The organism is Pelodictyon clathratiforme, assembly GCF_982375515.1.
Map to the genome: position 1 here is coordinate 2,256,737 of NZ_OZ455102.1, position 22,394 is coordinate 2,279,130.

Here is a 22,394-nt window from a genome sequence, read left to right on the forward strand (position 1 = left end):
GGCATACTCCAATTATGATTGTTTCAAAAAAAAATTCCCCTTTCAGAGTTCCAGAAAACAGAAAGACAGAAGATCAGGAAGAGGGACTGGAACGGACAACCCGAAAGCCAAAACCGCTGAGCCAGCTCGCCGGATGACTGAAGTACCGGGCAGAGCAACGCAGAACGCCGGGAACATAGCCCCAGGAACCGCCGCGCAACGCACGGGCAAGAGCGTATTTTTCGTGTATATCATCCGTCCACTCCCACACATTGCCAGCCATATCGTACAACCCTTCCGGAGTTGCACCTTCAGGATAGCGCCCAACCGGTGTTGTGGCTCCCTCATTTTGATTAAAATTTGCCAGTTTTGAATTAGGCGCTGTATTTCCCCACGGATATTCACGTCCATCCTCCCCGGCAGCAGCATATTCCCACTCGATTTCTTTGGGCAATCGATAAATATTAGCAATCCTGCCTTCGCTTTCCAGAAGAGAGAGCCACAAGCAATAGGCTTTGGCTGCATACCAGCTTATATCCATCACCGGTTGTTCCTCCTTGTTAAATCGCTTGTCGTCATCCGATTCAGAGCGGAAAAGCTTTGCCAGATCTCGTTTATCCTGAAGATAATCGCTGAATCCATTAATGCTGTTCGCCATTTTCTGTAAGTGGTTGTGGTACAATTCCAGGGTAACAGCATCAATATCGGGCACCTTTCCTGACTGTAGGTAATTGAGGAACTGCCGGTACAACTCGTTGGTAACCGTATATTTAGCGACATAAAGATCTGGCATCTTTTCAAGCTTCTCAGTCAACGAGAAAGCAAATGTGCCACCTTTTATCAGAATGTACTCTGCATGAAGTTTGTCAAATAAAACATTGTTTCTTCCTGATTCGATAAACGTCTTCACTATTGCAAGTGCTTCAGGCTTGCCAATGATTTTCAGGCACTCCATGATATATCGCTGCCGGTTTGGCGTGGTCTGAAGGTCAAACAACTTCTTTTGCAAGGCATCGATCTTCCGCTGTGGAGCCTCTTCGACAAGGGTGACGAGCAAGTCCTGCTGCTTTGATGTCAAGTTTTCCGTAACCGGCGAATCGAAAAGCTTCTGCATGAAGCTGTCAAAAAGCTCTTCATTTTCAACATGGCCGATAAAAAAGCGAAGCGGTTCTTGCCACCAATCGTCTCCAAACCTGGTAACAATGGTGTCGAGATAGTCTGGCCGGTACATATTTTTGAGCAGTTGAACACCCGCAAGGTACTCACGGAATGATTTGTGCCGAAAAACATACTCCTTGTCGCCATACTCCACCAGCACCCCGGCCCGGTCCACAAGATTTTTGCAGAACTCCCCTGCGGGAAGAGAATTGTAGAGCGTGTCGAGCAGCTTTTGCATTTTCTGCTGCATTGCAATCCGGTCAGCTTCGTCTGTTTTCAGCTCTTCCTGCATCCAGAGAGAAACCGGGCTCAGTACTCGCCGAGCATCTTTGGCTGCAAGCAGCGGATAGATTCCCCTGCGACGGTCACGATAATCGAGCATATAATTCAATGCAGCATCATAGAGTTCTGAACGCCCTGCTGGCAGAAACTCCCTCTCTTTCCAGAGCATTGCCATAATCTGCAAGAGCAGGGGGACACCTGCCAGAGAGTGCATACTCCTGTTTTTTTCCTGCGCGAGAAACGTAATAACTGCGTCAGCTTTTTGCGCCGCTTTTTGAGCGGCCTGTTGTTCCTGCCGAGCTCTCAACTCCGGTTCATCCCGAGCACTGAGAGGTATCTCCCGAAAAAATGCTGCACTAAACCAAAGATGCAAAAACTCAGCCTGTTTTTCCTTGGTAAAGTCCATGATATCGGCCCGCAGATGGCTTGCCTCAAGCTCGATGCCATCCCCCTTCCGGTAACCTGTGCTTCGGGAGGTAACCACAAATCGGGCATTTGTAAACCTTGAAACCGTTCGGTCAATCCAGTCACAAGCAGCCTTCCGATCATCGACGTTGCTGATTTCATCCAGTCCATCAAGGAGTACAAGGGTTGAGTCCTCACCAAGCCAGCCCGCAAAAAGGTTTTCTTTAATTTTGAGAAAATATTTTTCAGACCATGCGGAAAGAGCTGCCGGCAATGAGGGATAACCGGTATCACTCTTGTTGATATCACGCAACGGGAGGTAAAAAACATTGACTGGTTCACTAAAACCAAATTCATGACATCTACCGTTATCAAGGCATGAAAGTGCATAATATTTGAGCAATGTTGTTTTACCAGAACCCGGATCGCCAATAACCAGTAGCAAGTGATGCTTTTGAAAAACAAAACTCATCACTTCTTCAGGGGCACGAACGCGCTCTTCTTTTTTGGGTTCACAGAGATCGCCCTCAGTATGGGATCGTGCTTCGCAGCGCCATGTATCAGAAAGACTCAACGAAACAAAGGTATCCTTATGCCTTACAGAAAAACTCTCGATTGCCGGAGAACCCGAAAGGTTGGTATTGCCAAGTTGCTCTGTCAGCGTTGAGTGGTAGAGCTGGAGAAGCGAATCTGTGTTGAAATCAAGTGGTTGATACCTGTTTTTCATTGAGGTATCATCACCACATTCTTTTGAACAGAACCACCGGTGAACCTGTATATCAAGCTGATGAGCAAGTTTTTCCCGGAACTCATGACGCTCGTCATACTCCTCTATCAGCGCATTCGATTGTAGTGATTCCCTGAAGCGATCAAGTGCCTCAATCTGTTCGATAGTAACATCCTTCCTCCGGTATGGCACATTTGAGAAATAGAGCATGACCAATTTTCCGGCTGCCATCATTCTCTCAACCTCTTCAACCGCCCCGCCTGGAGCAACACCAGTACCTGTGCCAATGCGTGTCCAGAAAATACCGATAGCAAAATCACATTCATCAACAATCTGTTTATTGAGTATCCCCTGCACCCGCCCCCCGGTTTCAGGCGCTGCATGTGATTCCCATAACACCGCTTCGAGCATCAGCGGACGCTGTGGCCGAGCATTCCATTTCTTTATGACATCTTCCGCCATTTCACGCTCAGCAACAACATCAGAGGGTGATGCGACAAGTACCTTTATGATCCGAATATTTTTATCACTCATTCTTTCTATCATTTATCAATCATTTTCTGACAAAAATAACGCCGTCAATGCCGTCCAATTTCATAACACAACATCTCAGAAGTTCATGACGGAGAAGCAGAACGAACAACCCGAAAACCAATCTCGGAGGAACTATAAAACGGACTCTGAAAACCGGGAGCTGAGCAGCGCAGATAATCGGGAGTAGTGTCCCACGAACCGCCTCTCAAGAAAAAACGCTCTTTTTCTTTCTCATTCTCATTCCTGTGTTCCATCCACTCCCACACATTTCCTGCCATATCATACAACCCGTCAGGAGTCGCACCATCGGGATAAACACCAACCAGTGTTGTTGTCTCTTTCTTGCTCATCTTATAATTTGCACGTTGCTGCGTTGGAGAAGAACTGCCCCATGGATAGGGGCGTTGTTCCTTGCCGCTGGCACAATATTCCCACTCAATCTCTGTCGGCAGCCGATACAATCCTGCATCCATGCATCCCGTTTCAAGACATGAAAGCCAGTAGCAATACGCTTTTGCGGCATACCAGCTTACCCCAACCACCGGTTGATGATCCTTGTTGAATCGGTCATCATCTTCATAAACGGAACGTAAGCGCTCTGTCAAATCCGACTCCCCCTGAAGATAGTCGTAGAATCCCGTCTCGTGAATTTTGTTTGCATAAGCAAGCAACTTTTGCCTAAAAATTTCGGTAGACAGTACCTCAATAAAAGAGCCCTTGCCTGACAGGTAGTTGATAAACTGTCGATAGCGAGAGTTAGTCACAGCATATTTTGCCATGTAGAGATCAGTCACAACTTCGGACTTGTCTGTCAAAGAGTAGGTGAATGTACCTCCCTTGATCAGGATATAATGTGCACCAAGCTTGTCAAGCAGCATAAAGTTTAGCCAGCGCTCTACCAACAAAACTTTATCTGCGTAAGAGATATCATCAAGATCCAACCCTCGTTGTTTCATAAGATCGGGCTGAGTCGCCTTAAACTCCATATAATTGTCAAGAATCACTTTAGGCCCAGGAATTGCATCATTAATCTTGAGTGCATGCAAAACATCCCTGATACACTTGATCAACTTCTTAATATCATTGTCATGAGATTTGACATCTTGACCCGATATATCCGAAATAAACTGTTGATAACGATGGGGATCCCTGTCAAGAATAAGCGACACTTTAGACTTCTGCAACTTTGAACCAAATCGTTTGGCACCAAGAAAAAGCCCTAGCTCAAAGGGCATATTAAATCTGGGCAGCTTGGTCTTTTTATCAGGTTCTGTTCTTGATATATCATGGATTCCACAACAACACTCTTCAATGATTCGATTGATTTTTTCTATGCGTACCTGGCCGCCATCATCAAATTCGTAAGCACAGCGAGGACGAAAACCACACTTATAGACCGTAAAAAGAATAGCATCAAAAAACGGAATGTACTCTTTGTCAAAAGGGCAATTAATAAACACATTGAGGTTATGTGGTGGCATGGCAAACGCAATTATGATTTATCCTGTACCGTAGCAACACTTGGATTTAATGACCTGTTGCTCCAATTTTCACCAATCATCACTACGGGACATCCTCTCCCGATCGTGAATCCTCTACAGCCTCCAGAATATCTTTCGTTGCTGCTCTTGTTTTCACCCCTTTGACATCAAAAGGAGAATTTGAAAGCTGTTTATACACAACGGCAAATTGTTCACCACTCCGTTTTTTGATAATCACCTCTTCCGTACGAGCAAGATCAAACACCTTGGCGAATTTCTTTCGCGCTTCAGAATAGCTGTAAACTTTCATAACGTCTACGTCATAATTGTGATACCAATTCTACACAATATCAGCGATGGAATCAAGCCATCGTTTCAAAACCAGTCAATACCAGATTTTTATGGATACTCGTGCCTTGAATAACAATCAGTTCTCAAAAAGTTACAAGCTGTCAGCTCTTTTCCACCAGCCCCAACGAGCGCAACAGATTGCGGGTATCGGCCTGCCGGGCGTGACCAACCCACCCGGCAAGGCTTTTCTGCAAGGTTTCCGGCTTGGCAAGCAGGGTGCATTGTATCCGTTTTTTTGCTCTCCGAACATTTGCTGAAGGAAGTAACCGGTAGCTCTGAAAAACTTTTTGCCCGAGAAAGCACTTCCCTTCTGTTGCCGGGTAAAGCTCTGTTCTCCCTGAATTAAGCGTCAATCTGAATTGTTGCAAAAACTCTTCGATTGCTTTTTTCCACTCCCACAATTCATCCTTGCTATCGGAAAACAAGACGTAATCATCAACGTATCTTACGTAGCCTTTGCATCGCAACACCTCTTTTACGTAGTGATCCAGAAAGCTGAGGTAGTAGTTGGCAAAAAACTGGCTGGTCAGGTTCCCGATAGGCAGCCCTTTTCTCCGTTCATGAGGGGTAAAAAGGGTGTCACCGGGGAAATAGTGAAAATGCTCTGCCTGTATGTTACTGTTATCAATAATGGTATCAATAAGCCACAAAGTGTCAGCGCAGGCTATTTTTCTGCGAAGCAACGATTTGAGTATCTCGTGATCGATTGATGGAAAATATTTCCGGATATCACACTTCAGCACATAAGCATACTTTTTCAGATAGTGCTGGTAGCGCTCTATGGCCTTGTGTGTTCCCTTGGCCGTTCTGTTGGCATAGGTGTCGAAAATAAAGCTCCGTTCAAGAAGAGGGCCAACAATAGTGATCAGGGCATGATGCACAACGCGGTCTTTAAAGGGAGCTGCGCTGATCATTCTTGGTTTTGGCTTGTAGATGCTGAAGGTTTTGTATGAACCGGGCTGCCAGGTTTTCGTTCGCAACTCCGAAAGAATCTGCCAGAGGTTCTCTTCCAGAAAGGTGAAAAAGTGCAGCACCGACTGGTTTTCGCGCTTTCCTTTCGCCGCTTTTTGGGCTGCTGAAAGCACATTTTCGAAGGTTACAATGCTCTGAAAAAGGTTTTTGCTGGTTTTCATCGTTTTGCCAGAAAAAAAACAGGCCGCTTTTTCAATTACTTACTCAAGCGACCTGTTTTATGGGTACTGTTCGTGCATGTTCCACTGAGTGCAATGGCAACATGCCGCAGGAGAAAGAGCCCGGGATGTCATGCCCAAAAAACTGTCCGTTATTCCTTGAAAGAACGGCATCATAATGGGCTTTAACACGCATCGAAAGGGGCATGATTGGAACGGACAACCCGAAAGCCAATATTGTTGTTCCTGTTCGCCGGATGATTGTTGTTCCGGGCAGAGCAACGCAGATTGTCGGGATTATTGTTCCAGGAACCGCCGCGCAACGCACGGGCAGATCAGTTACCGGCTCTTTTCCATCATTCTGAACAAACGATAATTACCATTTATCAACGACTTATTCAAGCTTTTTTTATCCATCCGCCCAGCATCTTCCCCAATTCTGAAATCTGGCTGCTCCCAAACTCATAGGAGTTCAAGCTGATAAATTTCATGTCAAAACTCAATCGAACCAGAATGCGCAAACGCGTCAGCACCTCATCGGCCTGCTCCAGCAATGGTCGTTTGACGTTCCGCATATTGGCAACTGCCACAAGCTCTGTAAACTCGAGTATAGAATTTTCGATACGCACAGCAATACTGAACCGGTAGCTTTTGGGAAATTTCCCAGTATGCAGCAGCAGCCATTTCGAAAAATCGTAGGCCTTTTTGACGATCAGCATTTCATGATTCTGCACAAATTTTTTCCCTTTCAGAGTTCCAGAAAACAGAAAGACAGAAGATCAGGAAGAGGGACTGGAACGGACAACCCGAAAGCCAACATTGCCGCTCCTGTGCGCCGGATGAAGGTCGTACCGGGCAGAGCAACGCAGACCGTCGGGATACTTGCTCCAGGAACCGCCGCGCAACGCACGGGCAGATTTAAAATACTCATCCGACGTATTGTTTTCGTATAAATCTTCCATCCACTCCCACACATTGCCTGCCATATCATATAGCCCCTCCGGTGTAGCGCCATCGGGATAGCGCCCTACAGGAGTTGTGGCGCCTTCATTACTATCATAATTGGCTCTAGTGGTTGAGGGCTCCTCCTCGCCCCAAGGGTATGTTCTGTTCTCTTTGCCACCTGCGGCATATTCCCACTCCTTTTCTGTGGGCAAATGATAAAGGGTGCCATCCTGACCATTGCTCTCAAGCAACGAAAGCCAGAGGCAATAGGCCTTGGCGGCATACCAGGTTACACCCATCACCGGTTGATCTTCCTTGTTGAATCGCTTGTCGTCATCATAAAAAGAAGCAAGAAGCTTTACCAGCGATTCTTCACCCTTGAGATAATCGCCAAACCCCTCAATCTCCCCAGCCTCAGATCGTAGAGTTTTTGTATACAATTCAACCGATACATCCTTGGCAAATACAGGCTCTCGGGAATCCAGATAAGCAATAAATTGCCGGTACAACTTGTTGGTAACCGTATATTTGGCAACGTAAAGGTCTGGCACTGTTTCCTGCTTCTCAGTCACGGAGAAGGTAAAGGTACCTCCCTCGATAAGGATGTATTGCGCATCGAGTTCATAGGGATTGTATCTGACAGAAATTGCCTTCACACTAACATTCACCTTACAGACGATGTCAGCGGTGATATCAGAGGCAATTTTAACCCCTGGAATTTCATAAGCAAGACGCAGAATATCGGCGTCTTTGGTGCAGTTAGCGTCAATGAACTTCTGTACAGCTTTGACAGCTTCCGGCTTACCGATGGTTTTCAAGCACTCCAAGAGATATCGCTGCCTATTTGGCGTTGTTGCCGGGTCAAGCAACTTCTTTTGCAAGGCGTCAACCTTCCTCTGGGGAGCCTCCTCAACAAGGGCAACAAGCAAGTCCTGCTGCTTTTGAGTCAAGTTTTCTGTAACCGGCGAATCAAAAAGCATCTGCATAAAGCTGTCGAACAGTTCCGCATCATCAACATGGCCGATAAAAAAGCGAAATACCTCCTGCCACCAGTCGTCACCAAAGCGGGTAACAAGCGTGTCAAGATAACCTGGCCGGTGCATGTTTTTCACAAGCTGCACACCCGCCAGGTACTCTCTGAATGATTTGTGCCGGAAAACATACTCTCGGTCACCATATTCCACGAGCACCCCGGCCCGATCAACAAGGTTACGGCAGAACTCCCCTGCGGGAAGCGAGTTGCAGAGGGTATCAAGCAGTTCCTGCATTTTTAACTGCATGTCAATTCTACCAACCTCGTCCTTTTTAAGCTCCTCCTGCATCCAGAGTGAGACCGGACTCAGAACGCGCCGGGCATCTTCTGCCCCAAGCAATGGGGATATTCCTCTACGCCGGTCACGATAATCGAGCATAAAATTCAATGCCGCATCATAGAGCTTCAACCGGCTACCCGGCATATATTCTCGCTCTTTCCAGAGCATGGCCATAATCTGCAACAGCAAGGGAATCCCTGCGAGTGTTTGCATACTTCTATTTTTTTCCTGTGCCAGAAACGCAATAAGAGCATCTGCTTTTTTCGTAGCCACATGTTCCTGCTGGCTTCGCCACGCCGCCTGATATCCTGCTGGAGGAATCTCTCCCAAGTATGCAGCCTTGAACCACTGCTGTAAAAATTGCGCCTGCTGCTCTTTTGTAAAATCCATGATATCAGCCCTCAAATGGCCAGCTTCAAGCTCAATGCCATCCCCTTTCCGATAACCCGTGCTTCGTGACGTCACAACAAAACGGGCATTGGTAAATCCACCAACCGTGCGGTCTATCCAGCCACAGACCGCTATCCGGTCGTGAACATCGCTGATTTCGTCGAGACCATCGAGAAGCACCAATGTTGACGGCTTGTCAAGCCAGCCGGAAAAGAGTGTTTCTTCAATCTTGAGAAAATGTTTTTCCGACCATGCCGCCAGGTTTTCCGATAATGACATGTAGCCGGTATCACTTTTCTTGAGTTCACGCAACGGAAGAAAAAAAACATTGACTGGTTCACGAAAGCCAAACTCCTGATAGCGTTTGTTATCGAAGCAGGAGAGTGCATAATATTTGAGCAAAGTTGTCTTTCCCGAACCGGGATCACCGATAACGAGCAGTAAAAGATTATGCTGAAAAACAAAGCTCATCACCTCTTCAGGGGTACTGTTGCGTTCATCCTTCTGCGGTTCGCACAAAGCCTCCCCTGCACGAAATCGCTCTTCGCACCGCGATGAACCTGAGAGAGTTAACGAAACGAAGGTGTCGGATAGTTTTACTGAAAAACTTTCAAGGGCGGGAGAGCCTGTCAGGGTGATATTTCCGAGTTGTTGTTTCAATGTGGATTGGTAGCGGAACAAATCAGCCGCAGCGTTGCGGGTATGCGAGCAAATACGATTGCCTGAAAAAACGACATCCGAATTTTTTTGAGCGAACCAGTTCTGAATCTGAAGGTCAAGATGTGTGACAAGATCGCTCTTGAACATGGAGAGATCATCATATTCCCACAAAAGAAGATAATTTTGCAATGTTTTCCGGAAAGTCTCAAGCTCTCCAACCTGCCGGGAAAATTCTGCCACCTTGCCTGCATCAGAAGTGTCAAGAGGATACTTTGCTCTGGAAAAATAGAGCATGACCTGTTTTTCATCGTTCATCAGGCGCTGTACCTCTTCAACTGCTCCTCCCGGCGCAACACCTGTATCGGTGCCAATCCTTGTCCAAAAAATAGCAATGGCAAAATGGCATTGATCTACGAACTGTCTGTTGAGAATTCCCTGCGTCCGTTCCCCGCTTTGAGGAGCAGCGCGTTCCTCCCACAATACAGGATCAAGTATGAGTTCAGACTCTGGATGTCGGTGATTCCAGCCCAATATTACCTCTTTGGCAATATCCCGCTCTTCTGCTACATCTGAAGGCGAAGCAACAAGAACTTTTATTTTGCGATACAATTTATCACTCATTCTTCCTCGAGCCCCATTAATCGTCTTGTATGATAAAGAGAGATAACAACAACCCGTGATACTTTTTCGTCTACTCTGTAAACAATCCGGTACTCTCCATGCAACAACTCACGAAGAGAATCTTCAGAAAATTCCGGAACAACTCTTCCGATATAAGGGAAATCAGCAAGTTTCATAACGGATTGCCTGACAGATTCCGCCCAATTTCTGGCTGCACCGGGTTTATCAACAGCAATAAACCGCACAACCTCTTCAATCTGAGAGGCCGCACGTTCTGAAAATTCGACGATCATCGCTTTTCAGCTTCGGCAATGATCTTTTCAAGCGAGGCAAAAACCTCCTTTGCTGGTACAGTGCGGTTGTTGCGATAATCTTCAAGCCCTTCGGTAACCGACTGCATAAATGCTATTTGATCAAGCATCTGTTGATATGATTCCGCATCAAGCAGCACAGCCGAACCTCTCCCTGTCCGCGTTAACAGCAGCGGTTGTTTGCTGACGCTCAGCTCCTCCATATACCGTTCGATATTGTTTCCGAAATCTGTTAATGGAGCAACGTTCCTGACTTGAATGGTATGCATGGCATTCACAAGAAGTAATAAGGTGACACTATCTTGTACAAGGTAACTCCATTCATACAAAAATCATTACCCGTTTTATGAGAAACAACCCAATCCCAGCGAGCGCAAAAGGTTACTGATATCGGCCTGCCGGGCTTGATGCTGTTTCACCTCTTCAAGCTTCGCTTACAATCTGCGCAAGTGGACTGCTCATTGTTTTTACTGGTTTCCGCTTTTGTCAAGCAATTTTCGGAGGCTGGATTGCCGAGGAGTTGAAGGCTACAAGCTTGTGCCAGTTGATAGCACCACTGTCGTCGCAATACTCGATACTGAATTGGCGGGTAAATTTATTGAGCATCCTGTCATAGGAGTCCTGAAACTCTTCGCTTTTTTCCTGGGCCTTGTGACCCAGCGGGTCGATAAGCTCGGTGTAGAGATTGGGATCTGAAGAGATAAACTCCCAAAAAGTCTGGCCGCAATATTTGAAATAGTCGCCCTGATCGGGGGTACTAACTCTGCCGTAACAGCAGCCATTAACGGCAACAACCTATTCTTTTCTGATGAAAGGTGCCGATGTTCTCTTCAACGTAGGTCAATACGTCGTTCAGGATAAGTGGTTTCATGCTCCTCCTTTTGTTCCAGCAGATAGAGTTCAACCGGTTTCAGCTCCGTTTTTACCATGTCGTAGTACTCTGGCACAATTTCAATGCCGATAGAGTTTCTTCTCATTCTTTGCGCTACCGCATTGGTTGTTCCTGACCCCATGAATGGATCGAGCACAGTATCTCCCTCTTTGGTAAAGAGCTTGATAAACCATTCCGGAAGCCCTTCAGGAAAGGCTGCGCTGTGTTTTTTGTTGTTGCATTCTGTGGCGAGGTGCAGCACGTTGGTCGGATAGGCCATCTCCCGATCCAGCCAGTTTGAGATATTTTTTCCGAACCCGCTGCCGACCTTCGATTCATCACGCGTTTTGTCGGTCTCACTCAGGTTTTTCAGGCGGGTTTTCGACCAATCGCCCATTGGCACCATAACGGCTTTCTGGTCCATATAAAAGTGCTTGCTTTTATTGAACTGGATCAACCGTTCCCAGGAATCCCTGAATCGGTTTGGCCATTTACCGGGATAACAGTTTTTTTTATGCCAGATAAATTCTTCTGTCCAGAACCAGCCCTGCTTCCTCATTTCAAGAATGAGTTCCATCACGTAGGTACTCCGTTCGCCATTGACAACCTTCTCCTTGATGTTCAGGACAAAGGTACCTGTTGGTTTCAGCACCCTCAGAAGCTGCAGGGATATCGGTAAAAACCACTCAACATAATCGTCCGGATGAAAGCCGCCATAGGTTTGTTTTCTCTGGTCAGCATAGGGCGGGGAGGTAAATATCAGGTCTACCGAATCATCCGGCAACGTTTTGAGCAGTTGTGTGCAGTCTCCAAGGTAGAGATCCGTTTTTGTTTCCATGCGTATAAGCTTTCAAAGTCGTAAGATGTTCATCTCTCGCAGTAGTTGTGTCGCATTCGATACTGCACTGGCTGAAACTTACATTATTTTTTTGATTTATCCGGTTGAGAGGCCACGCTGCTGCAACCCGATAAGGGTGCTGGGGCATGGAGCAACAACTTTTCTCCCGAAAAAATGAGCCCCTCATAAAAATGGGATAATTCCGTATACTCCCCTTTTTATGACACAACCAAAACGGGAGAAGCAACCATGGCAATGACTGTAGAGATCAAGAACAACAAGCTTTGTATTGAAATCGATCTTGAAACCCCTACCCCTTCGGCTTCTGGTAAGACCCTTGTTGTTGCAAGCACGCGCGGCAATGCAGTCACCACCGCAGAGGTGAATGGCAAGCCAATCATTATCGGTCTGAACGCCTATATCAAGCCTTAAGGCTAAAGGAGATTCCGGCACGCCTCTCCGGGATATTCGATTTCAACGGTTGAGTGATACAGTCCGTATCGCTCAACCAGCGCTCTGATAAGCTCCTTGAGTTGCATGTAAGCTTCGGCGTCGAGAAGGGCATCGACTTCGAGGTGGGCGGTAAAGACGGTATGAACACCGTCGAGTGACCAGATGTGGGCATGATGGACAGCATGAATATGCTCCATCGCTTCGATCTCTCTGGTAATGAGAGCGATATCAAGCTCATCGGGCACGGCCTGCAGAAAGACCGGCAGCATGGCTTTGAGGTTTTTAACCACACCGGAGAGAATGTAGAGCGTGATGATGACGGCAAGAAGCGGGTCGAGCACCGGAATATTCCAGAAGTAGAGCACAACGGCAACAACAAGCACGGCAACCCATCCGAGCATATCTTCGAGCAGGTGCAGGGCAACCACTTTTGCATTCAGACCACTCTCTTTCGAAAGTCTTGCCATGGCAATGCCGTTGACGATAACACCAATAATAGCCAGAAGAATCATCCCTCCGGCATCGGGTTTTTGTGGTTCAAGAATGCGGGGTATGGCGTGGGCAAGCACAAAGAGTGAACTGGTAAGCAGCACCACTGTACTGATGAGCGCTCCAAGCAGGGAGAAGCGTTTGTAGCCGTAGGAGTAGCGCGCGCTGCTCTTTTCTCCTGATTTTTCCTCAAAATACCATGCCTGGGCAAGAGCAAGGGAGTCGCCGAGATCGTGAACGGCATCGGCGAGGATTGCAGTGCTGCCGGTTAACAGTCCACCGACAATTTCAACCAGGGTAAAGCCCACATTGAGAAAAAAGGCCACCTTGATGTTTCCTGACGCATGATGATGATGGTGATGATGCGTCGAATCATGGGTATGCGCACACTCTCCCGATGTTGTGTTGCTCATAATGGCATTCAATTTTTCTATGACGTTGACCTCTCCCTGGCTCTTTCAATCAAACACAACCGTTTTTTTGCCGTTCACAAGAATTCGGTGCTCGGAGTGCAGACGAAGGGCTTGTGCAAGCACCAGCCGTTCAAGGTCGCGCCCTTTGCGGACAAGATCGTCCAGTGTATCCTTGTGGCTCACCCGCACAATGTCCTGCTCGATAATCGGTCCCTGATCGAGTTCTTCAGTCACGTAGTGGCTTGTGGCTCCGATGATTTTAACGCCCCGTTCATAGGCCTGCCGGTAGGGACTGCTGCCGACAAAGGCTGGCAGAAAGGAGTGATGAATGTTGATAATCTGACCCGGATAGCGGTCAACGAATTGTGATGACAGTATCTGCATATAGCGGGCAAGCACAATGGTGTCGATCGAGTGCTTTTCAAGAAGCTCTCTTTCCTGTAATTCAATCTCCTGCTTGCTGGCACTGCTGACAGGGAAACAATGATACGGGATTCCATGGTGTTCGGCAAGCGGAGCAAGATCGGGATGGTTTGAGATAATCAGCGCAATATCGATGGCGAACTCTCCGATACTGTTCCGCCAGAGAATCTCCTGGAGACAGTGATCGTAACGGGAGACAAATATTGCAATACGGGTTTTTCTACCGGTAAAACGAATTTTCCATATGGCGTTGAACTCTTTCGCCAGAGGCATAAAGGCCTCAACAAGCTCAGAGGGGGGAATCGAAAAGTTTTCAGTACTCCATGATACCCTGATAAAAAAAGTTTTTTCAACAGGATCCACATGCTCGTCGAGATCCAGAATATTGCCCCCCCGCTCATAGATAAAGTGTGAAATGCGGGAAACCAGACCGGGTCGGTCAGCACAGGAGAGAAGAAGAATCGCCACCGTATCTGATTTTTTCATCATCTTTATTTTGAATGAAAGAAGTTTGCATTTGCAAAAACAAGAAGTTGCAAAGAGGAAAAAATTTAATGTATTTTTTCGGCCAATCGTTGGTCAAAGATAACTCCTTGCGTGATGGCTGAAACTATGAAAGTTTTATTGAAAAAAGTACCGGTTTTCTGGATTGTTCTCAGCCTTACTGCACTTCTCTATCTCATCAATTTCAGTGTCAATGACATCTGGACAGAAAATGAGAGCTTTTATGCTGAATCGGTGCGGGAGATGGCTGAAAAGGGGAATTATCTTGAAATCAACAACAGTCGTTTTTACCAGCTTGCGGCTGTTGCCCTCCCTTGGCTTGACTTACAGCCTGATCTACAAAAAATAGTTTGATGATGAATCGTTCCCTGCAATGGAGTATCAGCTCTGCGACGGTTGCCCTGCTCTGTTTCGTCAGTTTTACCTCTGCGGATATTGAGACTGCGTTGTGGTTCCATGCGCTCGACAACACCGCGCTTTACACCCTCTTCAAAAAAATAACGCTCTTTGGCGATTCAACAGGCTACCTTGTCGGGGGGCTCTTGCTCTTTGTTGTTTTTCGCAACCGCAACCCGTTCAGGGCTTATGCGGGCCTTTTCCTCTTCTCTTCCGTCGCTCTTTCGGGTTTGAGTGCTGACCTTGTCAAATACCTTGCCGGTCGGGCAAGACCGAAACTCTATTTCAGTGAACAGCTCTACGGATTTGCCGCTTTCCATTGGGAACACGCATGGACCTCCTTTCCCTCCGGCCATTCTGCAACGGCGCTGAGTGTGGCTACGGTTCTTGCAACCCTTTACCCGCGCTGGCGCTTTGCCGCCCTCTTTGGCGCTCTCCTGATCGCTTTCAGTCGTATTTTTCTTGCCCAGCACTATGTCAGTGATGTTATAGCCGGCTCTTTTTTTGGTATTGTTTCAACAGTGCTGCTCTACCATCTTTATTTCAAAACAAAGTTTGATGACTCCTTACACAACAAAATCTGAAACCGGCTGGTTTCTGGCTGCGCTCATCATCCTGATCCTTGTCAGTTTTTTTCTGGGCCTTGGATCTGCTCCACTTTTTGACGTTGATGAGGGGGCTTTCAGCGAGGCTACGCGGGAGATGATGATCAGTAAAAATTATCTGACCACCTGGCTAAACGGCGCTCCCCGTTTTGACAAGCCGATTTTGATTTACTGGCTGCAACTGGCCTCCGTCAGGGTGTTCGGATTGAGTGAGTTTGCGTTCCGGCTCCCCTCTGCCCTGGCTGGCAGCGCATGGGCACTATCAATTTTTCTGTTTGTGCGAAAAGAAATCGGCAACCGCCAGGCCTTTCTTGCTGCGGCGATGATGGTGCTCTCGATGCAGGTGATGGTTATTGCCAAAGCGGCCATAGCAGACGGCCTCCTTAACTGCTTTCTTGCCATAACCATGTTCGGGCTGCTCCATCATTACAAAACAGGCTCGAAGCTCGCCCTGCACCTCTCCTTTGCTGCCGCTGGTTTCGGTATGCTTACGAAAGGGCCGATTGCCCTCATTATTCCCCTTGCCGTGACATTTCTTTTTTCACTGCAGGAGAGATCCTTGAAACAATGGTTGCGCATGATCGTCAACCCGACAGGGATCATACTCTTTCTCGCCATTGCCTTGCCCTGGTATCTGCTCGAATACCTTGATCAGGGAATGGCTTTTGTTGAAGGATTTTTCTTCAAGCACAATATCAGCCGTTTCAACTCCTCTTTCGAAGGGCACTCGGGCTCACTGTTCTACTATGTTCCGGTCATCATGCTCGGACTCATGCCCTTTACCGGTCTTTTCTTTACCCTGCTTTTCAACATCAAGCCACTGCTTTCCGACCGGATGAACCGTTTTCTTCTTATCTGGTTCGCCTTTGTCTTTCTCTTTTTCTCCCTCTCGGGCACCAAATTGCCGCACTACATGATCTACGGTTATACACCGCTCTTTATCCTTATGGCAAGGGTTGTGCCGATGAACCGTCATCCAAAAAGCCTTGCACTCTGGCCGCTGCTTTTGCTCGCCGCTTTTGCCTCCCTCCCGCTGCTCCTGCAGGTGGCATTGCAAAAAATCGACGACAGTTATATCAGGGCAATAGTCGAGGGGGGCGTGCTGCTTACAGACCAGAACTATCTGCTGATCATTGGGGCGGCCATGGCCGGAGTCTCTGCCATACCCTTCCTGCCCCGTTTTTCTCTTGAGGGGAAACTGGTTGCAACCGGTGTGATCTTTGCTCTTCTTATCAACCTCTATCTTATGCCCTTTGCTGGTAAACTCATGCAGGAACCCGTGAAGGAGGCTGCTCTGATGGCAAAAAAGAGGGGGTATAAAATTGTCATGTGGAAAACCTATAACCCCTCTTTTTTAGTATATTCGGAATCTTTTGTTGAAAAACGTATGCCTGAGCCGGGAGAAATTGCTCTGACAACCGTCAAAGAGCTTCGGACGTTTGATAATCCTGCCGTACTCTATCGTAAAAACGGTATTGTGCTGGTAAAATTGAGACCATGAATTCTGAGATCATGAAGTTATCGGTGGTCATACCGGTTATGAATGAGGCTGAGAACATCAAGCCGCTCTTTGCCGCTCTTGCCCTTTCCCTGGCAAATGTCGAGCATGAGATTGTTCTGGTTGATGATGGTTCTACCGACAACACCGTCGCCGAGATCCAGGCAAACGCTCCCGCCAATGCACAACTTGTTGTCCTGAATAAAAATTACGGTCAGACAACCGCAATGGCCGCCGGTATCGATCATGCACGCGGGGAACTGATAGCCACCATCGACGGTGATCTGCAGAACGATCCTTCGGATATTCCCATGATGATGCAGTACCTCTATGACCACGATCTTGATGTGGTTGCTGGCCGACGCGCCGGACGGCAGGATGGTATGATTCTGAGGAAAATACCGAGCAAGATCGCCAATGCGCTCATCAGAAACCTGACCAATGTGCACATCCACGACTATGGCTGTACACTGAAGGTGTTTAAAAAGGATGTTGCTAAAAATCTCGGTCTTTATGGTGAGCTGCACCGCTTTATACCGGTTCTGGTACAACTCTATGGTGCAAATATGGAAGAGGTTGATGTCCGCCATCATCCCAGGATATTTGGAAAATCGAAATACGGCATCGGGCGCACCTTCAAAGTGCTGAGCGACCTGCTCTTCATGCTTTTCTTCCAGAAATACAGCCAGAAACCGATGCATCTTTTCGGCACCCTTGGCTTTCTCTCCCTTTTTATTGGAATAGCGCTGAATCTTTACCTGCTGGCCCTGAAAATTATTGGTGAGGAGATTGGTGGTCGTCCGCTGCTCTCGCTTGGCATCATCATGACCTTTATCGGCATTCAGCTCATTACGACCGGCTTCATTGCTGAATTCATCATGCGCACCTATTACGAATCACAGAACAAGAAACCCTATATCATCAAAAAGATCGTTGGCAAACAGTAAAATCAACCCGAAAAAACTGCTGAAAACGCTTCTGCAGATCCTTGTCACCAGCGCGGCTCTTTATCTGGTACTGAGAAAGACCGATGTTGCCAAACTTGGGAGCATCATCCGAAATGCCAACCCCTGGTATCTTCTGCTCTCTCTCCTTTTTTTCAATATCTCAAAAGTTATCAATGCGGTGCGCCTGAACCGCTTTTTCAAGGCTATCGGCATTGAGCTTTCCGCGATGTACAGTCTTAAACTCTACTATCTCGGAATGTTCTATAACCTTTTTCTTCCGGGAGGTGTTGGCGGTGATGGCTACAAAATCTATGTGCTTCAGAAAAACCACGGCCTGAAAATGATCAATGTTTTTCATGCTGTTTTCTGGGATAGGGTATCGGGAATCATCGCGCTGATCTTTCTCTCACTCATCCTGCTGCAATCAAGCACGTTTGCCACGCACCTGCCCCAGTTTGTGCCCTATGCATGGGTAGTGCTCATTACCATCTACCCACTGACTCTCCTGCTGAACAAGCTCTTCTATAAGCAGTTTGTCGAGGTTTTTACCATCACCTCAATCGAATCGCTGCTGATTCAGATAGCCCAGGTTATCTCGGTCTTTTTTATCCTGAAAGCTCTTTCACAGAATGCACACATGATCGACTATCTGGCGATATTCCTGATATCAACGATTGCGACCATTATTCCAATAACGATCGGAGGAGCTGGAGCCCGGGAGATAACCTTCTTTTATCTGCTTGGATTTATACAGGTTGAAACTCACGCGGGTGTCGCGCTGTCGCTCATCTTCTTCGCTGTTTCTGCCCTTTCCTCACTTGCCGGAATTCTGACAAAAATCAGCCACGAAACAAGCGTTCCGGAAACACAGAAGAGCTGAGCCTAAAAAAACAGCTCTTCGGCTTCATTATGACGAAACCGCCCTTCTACCACATTAAATCTTTTTTCGTACATTTCCCTTCAGTCCGTACAAATATTTATCCTTCTCTGGTTAAAAAAAATCAAACCTCCTTATGAAGAAACATCTTGCCTTGTTGGGAGCAATTCTTGCTGCAGGCACTCTTGCAGCGCCCTCCTATGCCGCATCATCACCTTATGTCAGCGGCAATATCGGAGTCTCATCGTTCAATGATACCGCATTCAAAAGCCCTTCGACCAACGCTACCCTGGCTGAAATGACCTTCAAATCCGGTATCGACCTGCGGTGTGCTGCCGGACTCGATTTTGAGGATTACAGGATCGAGGCTGAACTCAGCTATCAGAAGGGCGACGTGAACAGAGGCACAGAACATGGAGGTACTGCCGATATGCAAGGCTTTAAATCAGTAACCTCCCTTATGGCAAATGGCTACTATGATTTCAATCCAGAAGGCATTAACCCATATCTCACTGGGGGCCTTGGCTGCAGCAGGGTAAATTTCGATAACGTAAAAGTCAAAGGCGCTCCCTATCCCGGACTTACCGAGCACCATACCGTACTTGGTTATCAGCTCGGTGCAGGCATTGGTATTCCAATAACGAGGGAAGTCACCGTTGATGCACAGTACCGTTATTCCGGACATAGCCGCATCAGCATGGAAAATCCTGATTTTCATTACGATTTCAAATCATCAGGCAGCAGTTTTCTGCTTGGTCTGAGGGTTGGACTGTAACATTAGCACCTGTTTGTTGCCAAAAAGCCGTCTCACCAACAATAGCGTGAAACGGCTTTTTTGGTTGGGTTAACTGCCAACATGCCGTTTGGTAAGCTCAAGATCCTTGAGTTTGATCTGCCATTGTTCACGGTTATTCCACATCCTTTTTTCTACCGAATAGACCATTGTAAATACCGGACGGGAGTGTTCCTTGAGTTCGGTGTAGATGTCAAGACGGTCAAAACCGATCACGTCGAAGGTGCGTCCATTTTTATCCCTGACGGTAAACTTGACATGCCTCTCCTTGAGAAGTCTTGGCTGACCATACGGAACAATTCCTTCTGAGAGAAAGAGCGGCTCACGATTACCATGACCGTAAGGTGCGAACTGTTCGAGCACATTGATAAACCGCGAAGTGATATCCTCAAGGGCAATTTTTGAATCAACCACCAGCTCCTTCTGGCGTTGACCTATGGAAAGAAGAGTGGAACAGACCTCGTTGAACTTTTTGCGGAATCCTGCAAAGTTCTCCGGGCGAAGGGTAATACCTGCTGCCTGATGATGCCCCCCAAACTGTTCGAGGTAGTCACCACACTCCTGCAGTGCCTCATAGATATTGAGCCCCTCAACGCTTCGTACCGAGCCCTTGATAAGACCGTTCATGCCACCAAGAATGACCGTCGGCAGATAATGTTTTTCAATCATTTTTGAAGCGACAATACCAAGGACTCCGATATGCCATGATTCATCATAGAGCACAATTGAGGAGCAATAGGAGGCAAAATGGCTGTCGAGCATCTTTTCTGCCTTCCCCATGATATCAGCATCAATTTCGCGGCGCAGCGAGTTTATACGGTCAAGTTCATCGACATGGCGCTGTGCATCAACCGACGTATCAGAAAGAAGCCATTCAACCGCCAAATGTGCAGAGTGCATTCTGCCTGCAGCATTGATACGTGGAGCAATACCAAATGCAATATGAAACATGCCCAGTTCTGCCGGAGCAATTTTCATGAGTGAAAACATCGCCATTAAATTGGTTCTGGGCTTTGTGCGCATTCTCTGCAATCCCTCTCGAACCAGCGTCCGGTTTTCCTGTTCAAGAGAGACCATATCGGCGGCCGTAGCAATGGCAACAAAATCAAGATATTTCTGCCAGCTCTCCGGTTCGGCGTGCACATGCTCGGCGATGGCCTGAATGAACTTGAATGCCACACCGCACCCGCATAACTCCCTGAAGGGATAGGTGCAGCCCGGAACCTTCGGGTTCAAAATAGCATAGGCCAGAGGAAGCACGTCCGGCTCGTGATGATCGCAGATAATGACATCAATACCATGAGCTGCACAGCGCAGTACCGCTTCATTCTCGTTTATACCGCAATCGACCGTGACAAGAAGCGTGACTTCCTGCTCAACAGCCGTATCGATGCCTTCCGCCGATAAACCATAGCCCTCCGTAAAACGGTCATTGATATAATAGGAAACCAGAGCCCCCTGCTCTTTCAGAAAGAGCAAAAGCAGCGCTGTCCCGGTTGTGCCATCAACATCATAATCACCATAAAGCATTATTTTTTCATGATCCCTGATGGCCTGCACAACGCGGTCAACCGCCTTGCGCATATGGAGCAAAAGATAGGGGGATGGAAGAGAGAGAATTGAGGAGCGAAAATAATCCCTTGCTTCGTCAAAGGTCTGAATACCGCGATTGAATAATGCTCTTGCAACGGGCAGACTCACATTGATTGCCTCCGAAAGAACAAGAACAGCCTGTTCATCAGGAGAGAGCAAATTCCAGCGGAATCGTTTCATGGGAGATTGAAAAAGTGCTAATGGAAATCACCAATTTAGAGAAGAGTTCACCATTTCCTGATAAAAAATGTTCAGACCACGATCTCCTGCTCTCTGCGCTTGAAAGAGGGTGTGAATATTTTTACATTAAACTTCAAAGTGAACGCTTAGTCCATCAGTCAATACATGAACACTAACAATCAGGAACACAGAACATGAGTAATCTGATCACCATTGAACGCCACATCCTCGAACAGCAGAAATTTTTCCCGGATGCACAGGGCGAGCTGACCGACCTTCTCAATGATGTGGCCTTTGCCGCAAAGCTGGTCAGGAGAGAAGTTGTGCGAGCAGGACTGGTCGATATTCTTGGTTTCACAGGAAGCACCAACGTCCAGGGTGAAGAGGTCAAAAAACTTGATCTGTTCGCCAATGAAAAAATCATCTCCGCCATCGGCCAGCATGGAAGGTTTGCCATTATGGGTTCCGAAGAAAATGAGGGCGTCATTATCCCGCCGAAAAATGAGAGCGGCAACTATGCCCTCCTGTTTGATCCCTTGGACGGCTCCTCAAACATCGATGTCAATGTCAGCGTGGGCACCATCTTCTCTATCTATAAACTGAAAGGTGATGATCCCGGCAAGGCAAGCCTCAGTGACTGCCTGCAGCATGGTTACGAACAGGTTGCTGCCGGTTATGTCATCTATGGTTCATCGGTCGTCATGGTCTACACCACCGGCCACGGGGTGCACGGCTTTACCTACGACCCGACCATCGGCGAGTTTCTCCTCTCTCACGAAAACATCATCACCCCGAAAAGCGGCAAATATTACTCGATCAACGAGGGCTCCTACGCGCAGTTCAACGAAGGGACAAAAAGATATCTCGACTATATCAAGGAGGAAGACCCTGCAACCAATCGTCCCTACAGCACCCGTTACATCGGTTCACTGGTTGCCGACTTCCACCGCAACCTTCTGACCGGCGGTGTCTTCGTCTATCCGCCAACCACAAAGCACCTCAAGGGAAAGCTCCGGCTCATGTACGAAGCCAATCCCCTTGCCTTCATCTGTGAACAGGCTGGTGGACGCGCAACAAACGGACGGGATCGCATCCTCGATATTCAGCCACTTGAACTCCATCAGCGCACTCCGCTCTATATCGGCAGCGTCGATGACGTTATTCTTGCAGAGGAATTTGAGCAGGGAATCAGGTAATATACGGTTTTTTGATACCCCGTAGGGGCAT

Annotated in this window: 21 protein-coding genes; 8 read left to right on the plus strand and 13 right to left on the minus strand. The window is 47.4% G+C overall.

Features of this window, described 5'->3' with window-relative positions; translation table 11 throughout:
• Positions 1 to 73: 73 nt before the first annotated feature.
• From AC56AD_RS11025 to AC56AD_RS11070, 10 genes are all read right to left on the minus strand, one after another.
• The gene (locus tag AC56AD_RS11025; RefSeq protein WP_150085681.1) at positions 74 to 3,085 is read right to left on the minus strand and encodes an SUMF1/EgtB/PvdO family nonheme iron enzyme; all 3,012 of its coding nucleotides are present in this window, start codon (positions 3,083 to 3,085) and stop codon (positions 74 to 76) included.
• 83 nt (positions 3,086 to 3,168) lie between these two features.
• Positions 3,169 to 4,566 carry an SUMF1/EgtB/PvdO family nonheme iron enzyme gene (locus AC56AD_RS11030; RefSeq protein WP_273278675.1) on the minus strand — a complete coding sequence of 466 codons (1,398 nt, stop codon included), beginning with the start codon at positions 4,564 to 4,566 and terminating at the stop codon, positions 3,169 to 3,171.
• A gap of 82 nt (positions 4,567 to 4,648) precedes the next feature.
• On the minus strand, positions 4,649 to 4,876 hold the full coding sequence (locus AC56AD_RS11035; protein ID WP_012508865.1) for a type II toxin-antitoxin system Phd/YefM family antitoxin: 228 nt from the start codon (positions 4,874 to 4,876) through the stop codon (positions 4,649 to 4,651).
• A gap of 142 nt (positions 4,877 to 5,018) precedes the next feature.
• Entirely contained in the window at positions 5,019 to 6,050 is a 1,032-nt protein-coding gene (locus tag AC56AD_RS11040) for an RNA-directed DNA polymerase (protein ID WP_012508866.1), read from the minus strand.
• 182 nt (positions 6,051 to 6,232) lie between these two features.
• The gene (locus AC56AD_RS11045) at positions 6,233 to 6,370 is read right to left on the minus strand and encodes an SUMF1/EgtB/PvdO family nonheme iron enzyme (RefSeq protein ID WP_083765329.1); all 138 of its coding nucleotides are present in this window, start codon (positions 6,368 to 6,370) and stop codon (positions 6,233 to 6,235) included.
• Positions 6,371 to 6,445: 75 nt separating this feature from the next.
• The gene (gene avd / locus AC56AD_RS11050) at positions 6,446 to 6,766 is read right to left on the minus strand and encodes a diversity-generating retroelement protein Avd (RefSeq protein WP_012508867.1); all 321 of its coding nucleotides are present in this window, start codon (positions 6,764 to 6,766) and stop codon (positions 6,446 to 6,448) included.
• Between the two features lie 60 nt (positions 6,767 to 6,826).
• The gene (locus tag AC56AD_RS11055) at positions 6,827 to 9,976 is read right to left on the minus strand and encodes an NACHT domain-containing protein (protein WP_012508868.1); all 3,150 of its coding nucleotides are present in this window, start codon (positions 9,974 to 9,976) and stop codon (positions 6,827 to 6,829) included.
• Positions 9,973 to 10,269 carry a type II toxin-antitoxin system RelE/ParE family toxin gene (locus AC56AD_RS11060; RefSeq protein ID WP_012508869.1) on the minus strand — a complete coding sequence of 99 codons (297 nt, stop codon included), beginning with the start codon at positions 10,267 to 10,269 and terminating at the stop codon, positions 9,973 to 9,975. The genes AC56AD_RS11055 and AC56AD_RS11060 overlap by 4 nt, the downstream gene beginning before the upstream one ends.
• Positions 10,266 to 10,556, minus strand: a complete 291-nt coding sequence (locus AC56AD_RS11065; protein ID WP_012508870.1) for a type II toxin-antitoxin system Phd/YefM family antitoxin — start codon at positions 10,554 to 10,556, stop codon at positions 10,266 to 10,268. The genes AC56AD_RS11060 and AC56AD_RS11065 overlap by 4 nt, the downstream gene beginning before the upstream one ends.
• A 561-nt stretch (positions 10,557 to 11,117) precedes the next feature.
• On the minus strand, positions 11,118 to 11,996 hold the full coding sequence (locus AC56AD_RS11070) for a DNA-methyltransferase (protein WP_012508871.1): 879 nt from the start codon (positions 11,994 to 11,996) through the stop codon (positions 11,118 to 11,120).
• Positions 11,997 to 12,245: 249 nt separating this feature from the next.
• Here AC56AD_RS11070 and AC56AD_RS11075 point away from each other — a divergent pair, with 249 nt between their 5' ends.
• Positions 12,246 to 12,428 carry a hypothetical protein gene (locus AC56AD_RS11075; protein WP_011744783.1) on the plus strand — a complete coding sequence of 61 codons (183 nt, stop codon included), beginning with the start codon at positions 12,246 to 12,248 and terminating at the stop codon, positions 12,426 to 12,428.
• Positions 12,429 to 12,430: 2 nt separating this feature from the next.
• Here the strand turns inward: AC56AD_RS11075 and AC56AD_RS11080 are convergent, their stop codons facing one another.
• The gene (locus tag AC56AD_RS11080; RefSeq protein ID WP_012508872.1) at positions 12,431 to 13,351 is read right to left on the minus strand and encodes a cation diffusion facilitator family transporter; all 921 of its coding nucleotides are present in this window, start codon (positions 13,349 to 13,351) and stop codon (positions 12,431 to 12,433) included.
• 45 nt (positions 13,352 to 13,396) lie between these two features.
• Complete coding sequence (purU, locus tag AC56AD_RS11085; protein WP_012508873.1) at positions 13,397 to 14,263, minus strand: formyltetrahydrofolate deformylase; 867 nt, start codon at positions 14,261 to 14,263, stop codon at positions 13,397 to 13,399.
• Positions 14,264 to 14,386: 123 nt separating this feature from the next.
• Here purU and AC56AD_RS11090 point away from each other — a divergent pair, with 123 nt between their 5' ends.
• From AC56AD_RS11090 to AC56AD_RS11115, 6 genes are all read left to right on the plus strand, one after another.
• On the plus strand, positions 14,387 to 14,632 hold the full coding sequence (locus AC56AD_RS11090) for a hypothetical protein (RefSeq protein ID WP_150085684.1): 246 nt from the start codon (positions 14,387 to 14,389) through the stop codon (positions 14,630 to 14,632).
• Complete coding sequence (locus AC56AD_RS11095; RefSeq protein WP_012508875.1) at positions 14,632 to 15,258, plus strand: phosphatase PAP2 family protein; 627 nt, start codon at positions 14,632 to 14,634, stop codon at positions 15,256 to 15,258. The genes AC56AD_RS11090 and AC56AD_RS11095 overlap by 1 nt, the downstream gene beginning before the upstream one ends.
• Complete coding sequence (locus tag AC56AD_RS11100) at positions 15,233 to 16,780, plus strand: ArnT family glycosyltransferase (RefSeq protein WP_012508876.1); 1,548 nt, start codon at positions 15,233 to 15,235, stop codon at positions 16,778 to 16,780. Before AC56AD_RS11095 ends, AC56AD_RS11100 begins: the two co-directional genes overlap by 26 nt.
• Before the next feature lie 11 nt (positions 16,781 to 16,791).
• Positions 16,792 to 17,724 (plus strand): glycosyltransferase family 2 protein, encoded by a 933-nt coding sequence (locus AC56AD_RS11105; protein WP_041526854.1) that lies wholly within the window; start codon positions 16,792 to 16,794, stop codon positions 17,722 to 17,724.
• A complete protein-coding gene (locus AC56AD_RS11110) occupies positions 17,711 to 18,604 on the plus strand; it encodes a lysylphosphatidylglycerol synthase transmembrane domain-containing protein (RefSeq protein ID WP_012508878.1) in 894 nt (297 codons plus the stop codon). Before AC56AD_RS11105 ends, AC56AD_RS11110 begins: the two co-directional genes overlap by 14 nt.
• A gap of 133 nt (positions 18,605 to 18,737) precedes the next feature.
• A complete protein-coding gene (locus AC56AD_RS11115) occupies positions 18,738 to 19,376 on the plus strand; it encodes an outer membrane protein (RefSeq protein WP_012508879.1) in 639 nt (212 codons plus the stop codon).
• Between the two features lie 69 nt (positions 19,377 to 19,445).
• Here the strand turns inward: AC56AD_RS11115 and recJ are convergent, their stop codons facing one another.
• On the minus strand, positions 19,446 to 21,167 hold the full coding sequence (gene recJ / locus AC56AD_RS11120) for a single-stranded-DNA-specific exonuclease RecJ (RefSeq protein ID WP_012508880.1): 1,722 nt from the start codon (positions 21,165 to 21,167) through the stop codon (positions 19,446 to 19,448).
• Between the two features lie 194 nt (positions 21,168 to 21,361).
• Here recJ and fbp point away from each other — a divergent pair, with 194 nt between their 5' ends.
• Positions 21,362 to 22,363, plus strand: a complete 1,002-nt coding sequence (gene fbp, locus AC56AD_RS11125; RefSeq protein ID WP_012508881.1) for a class 1 fructose-bisphosphatase — start codon at positions 21,362 to 21,364, stop codon at positions 22,361 to 22,363.
• Positions 22,364 to 22,394 lie beyond the last annotated feature (31 nt).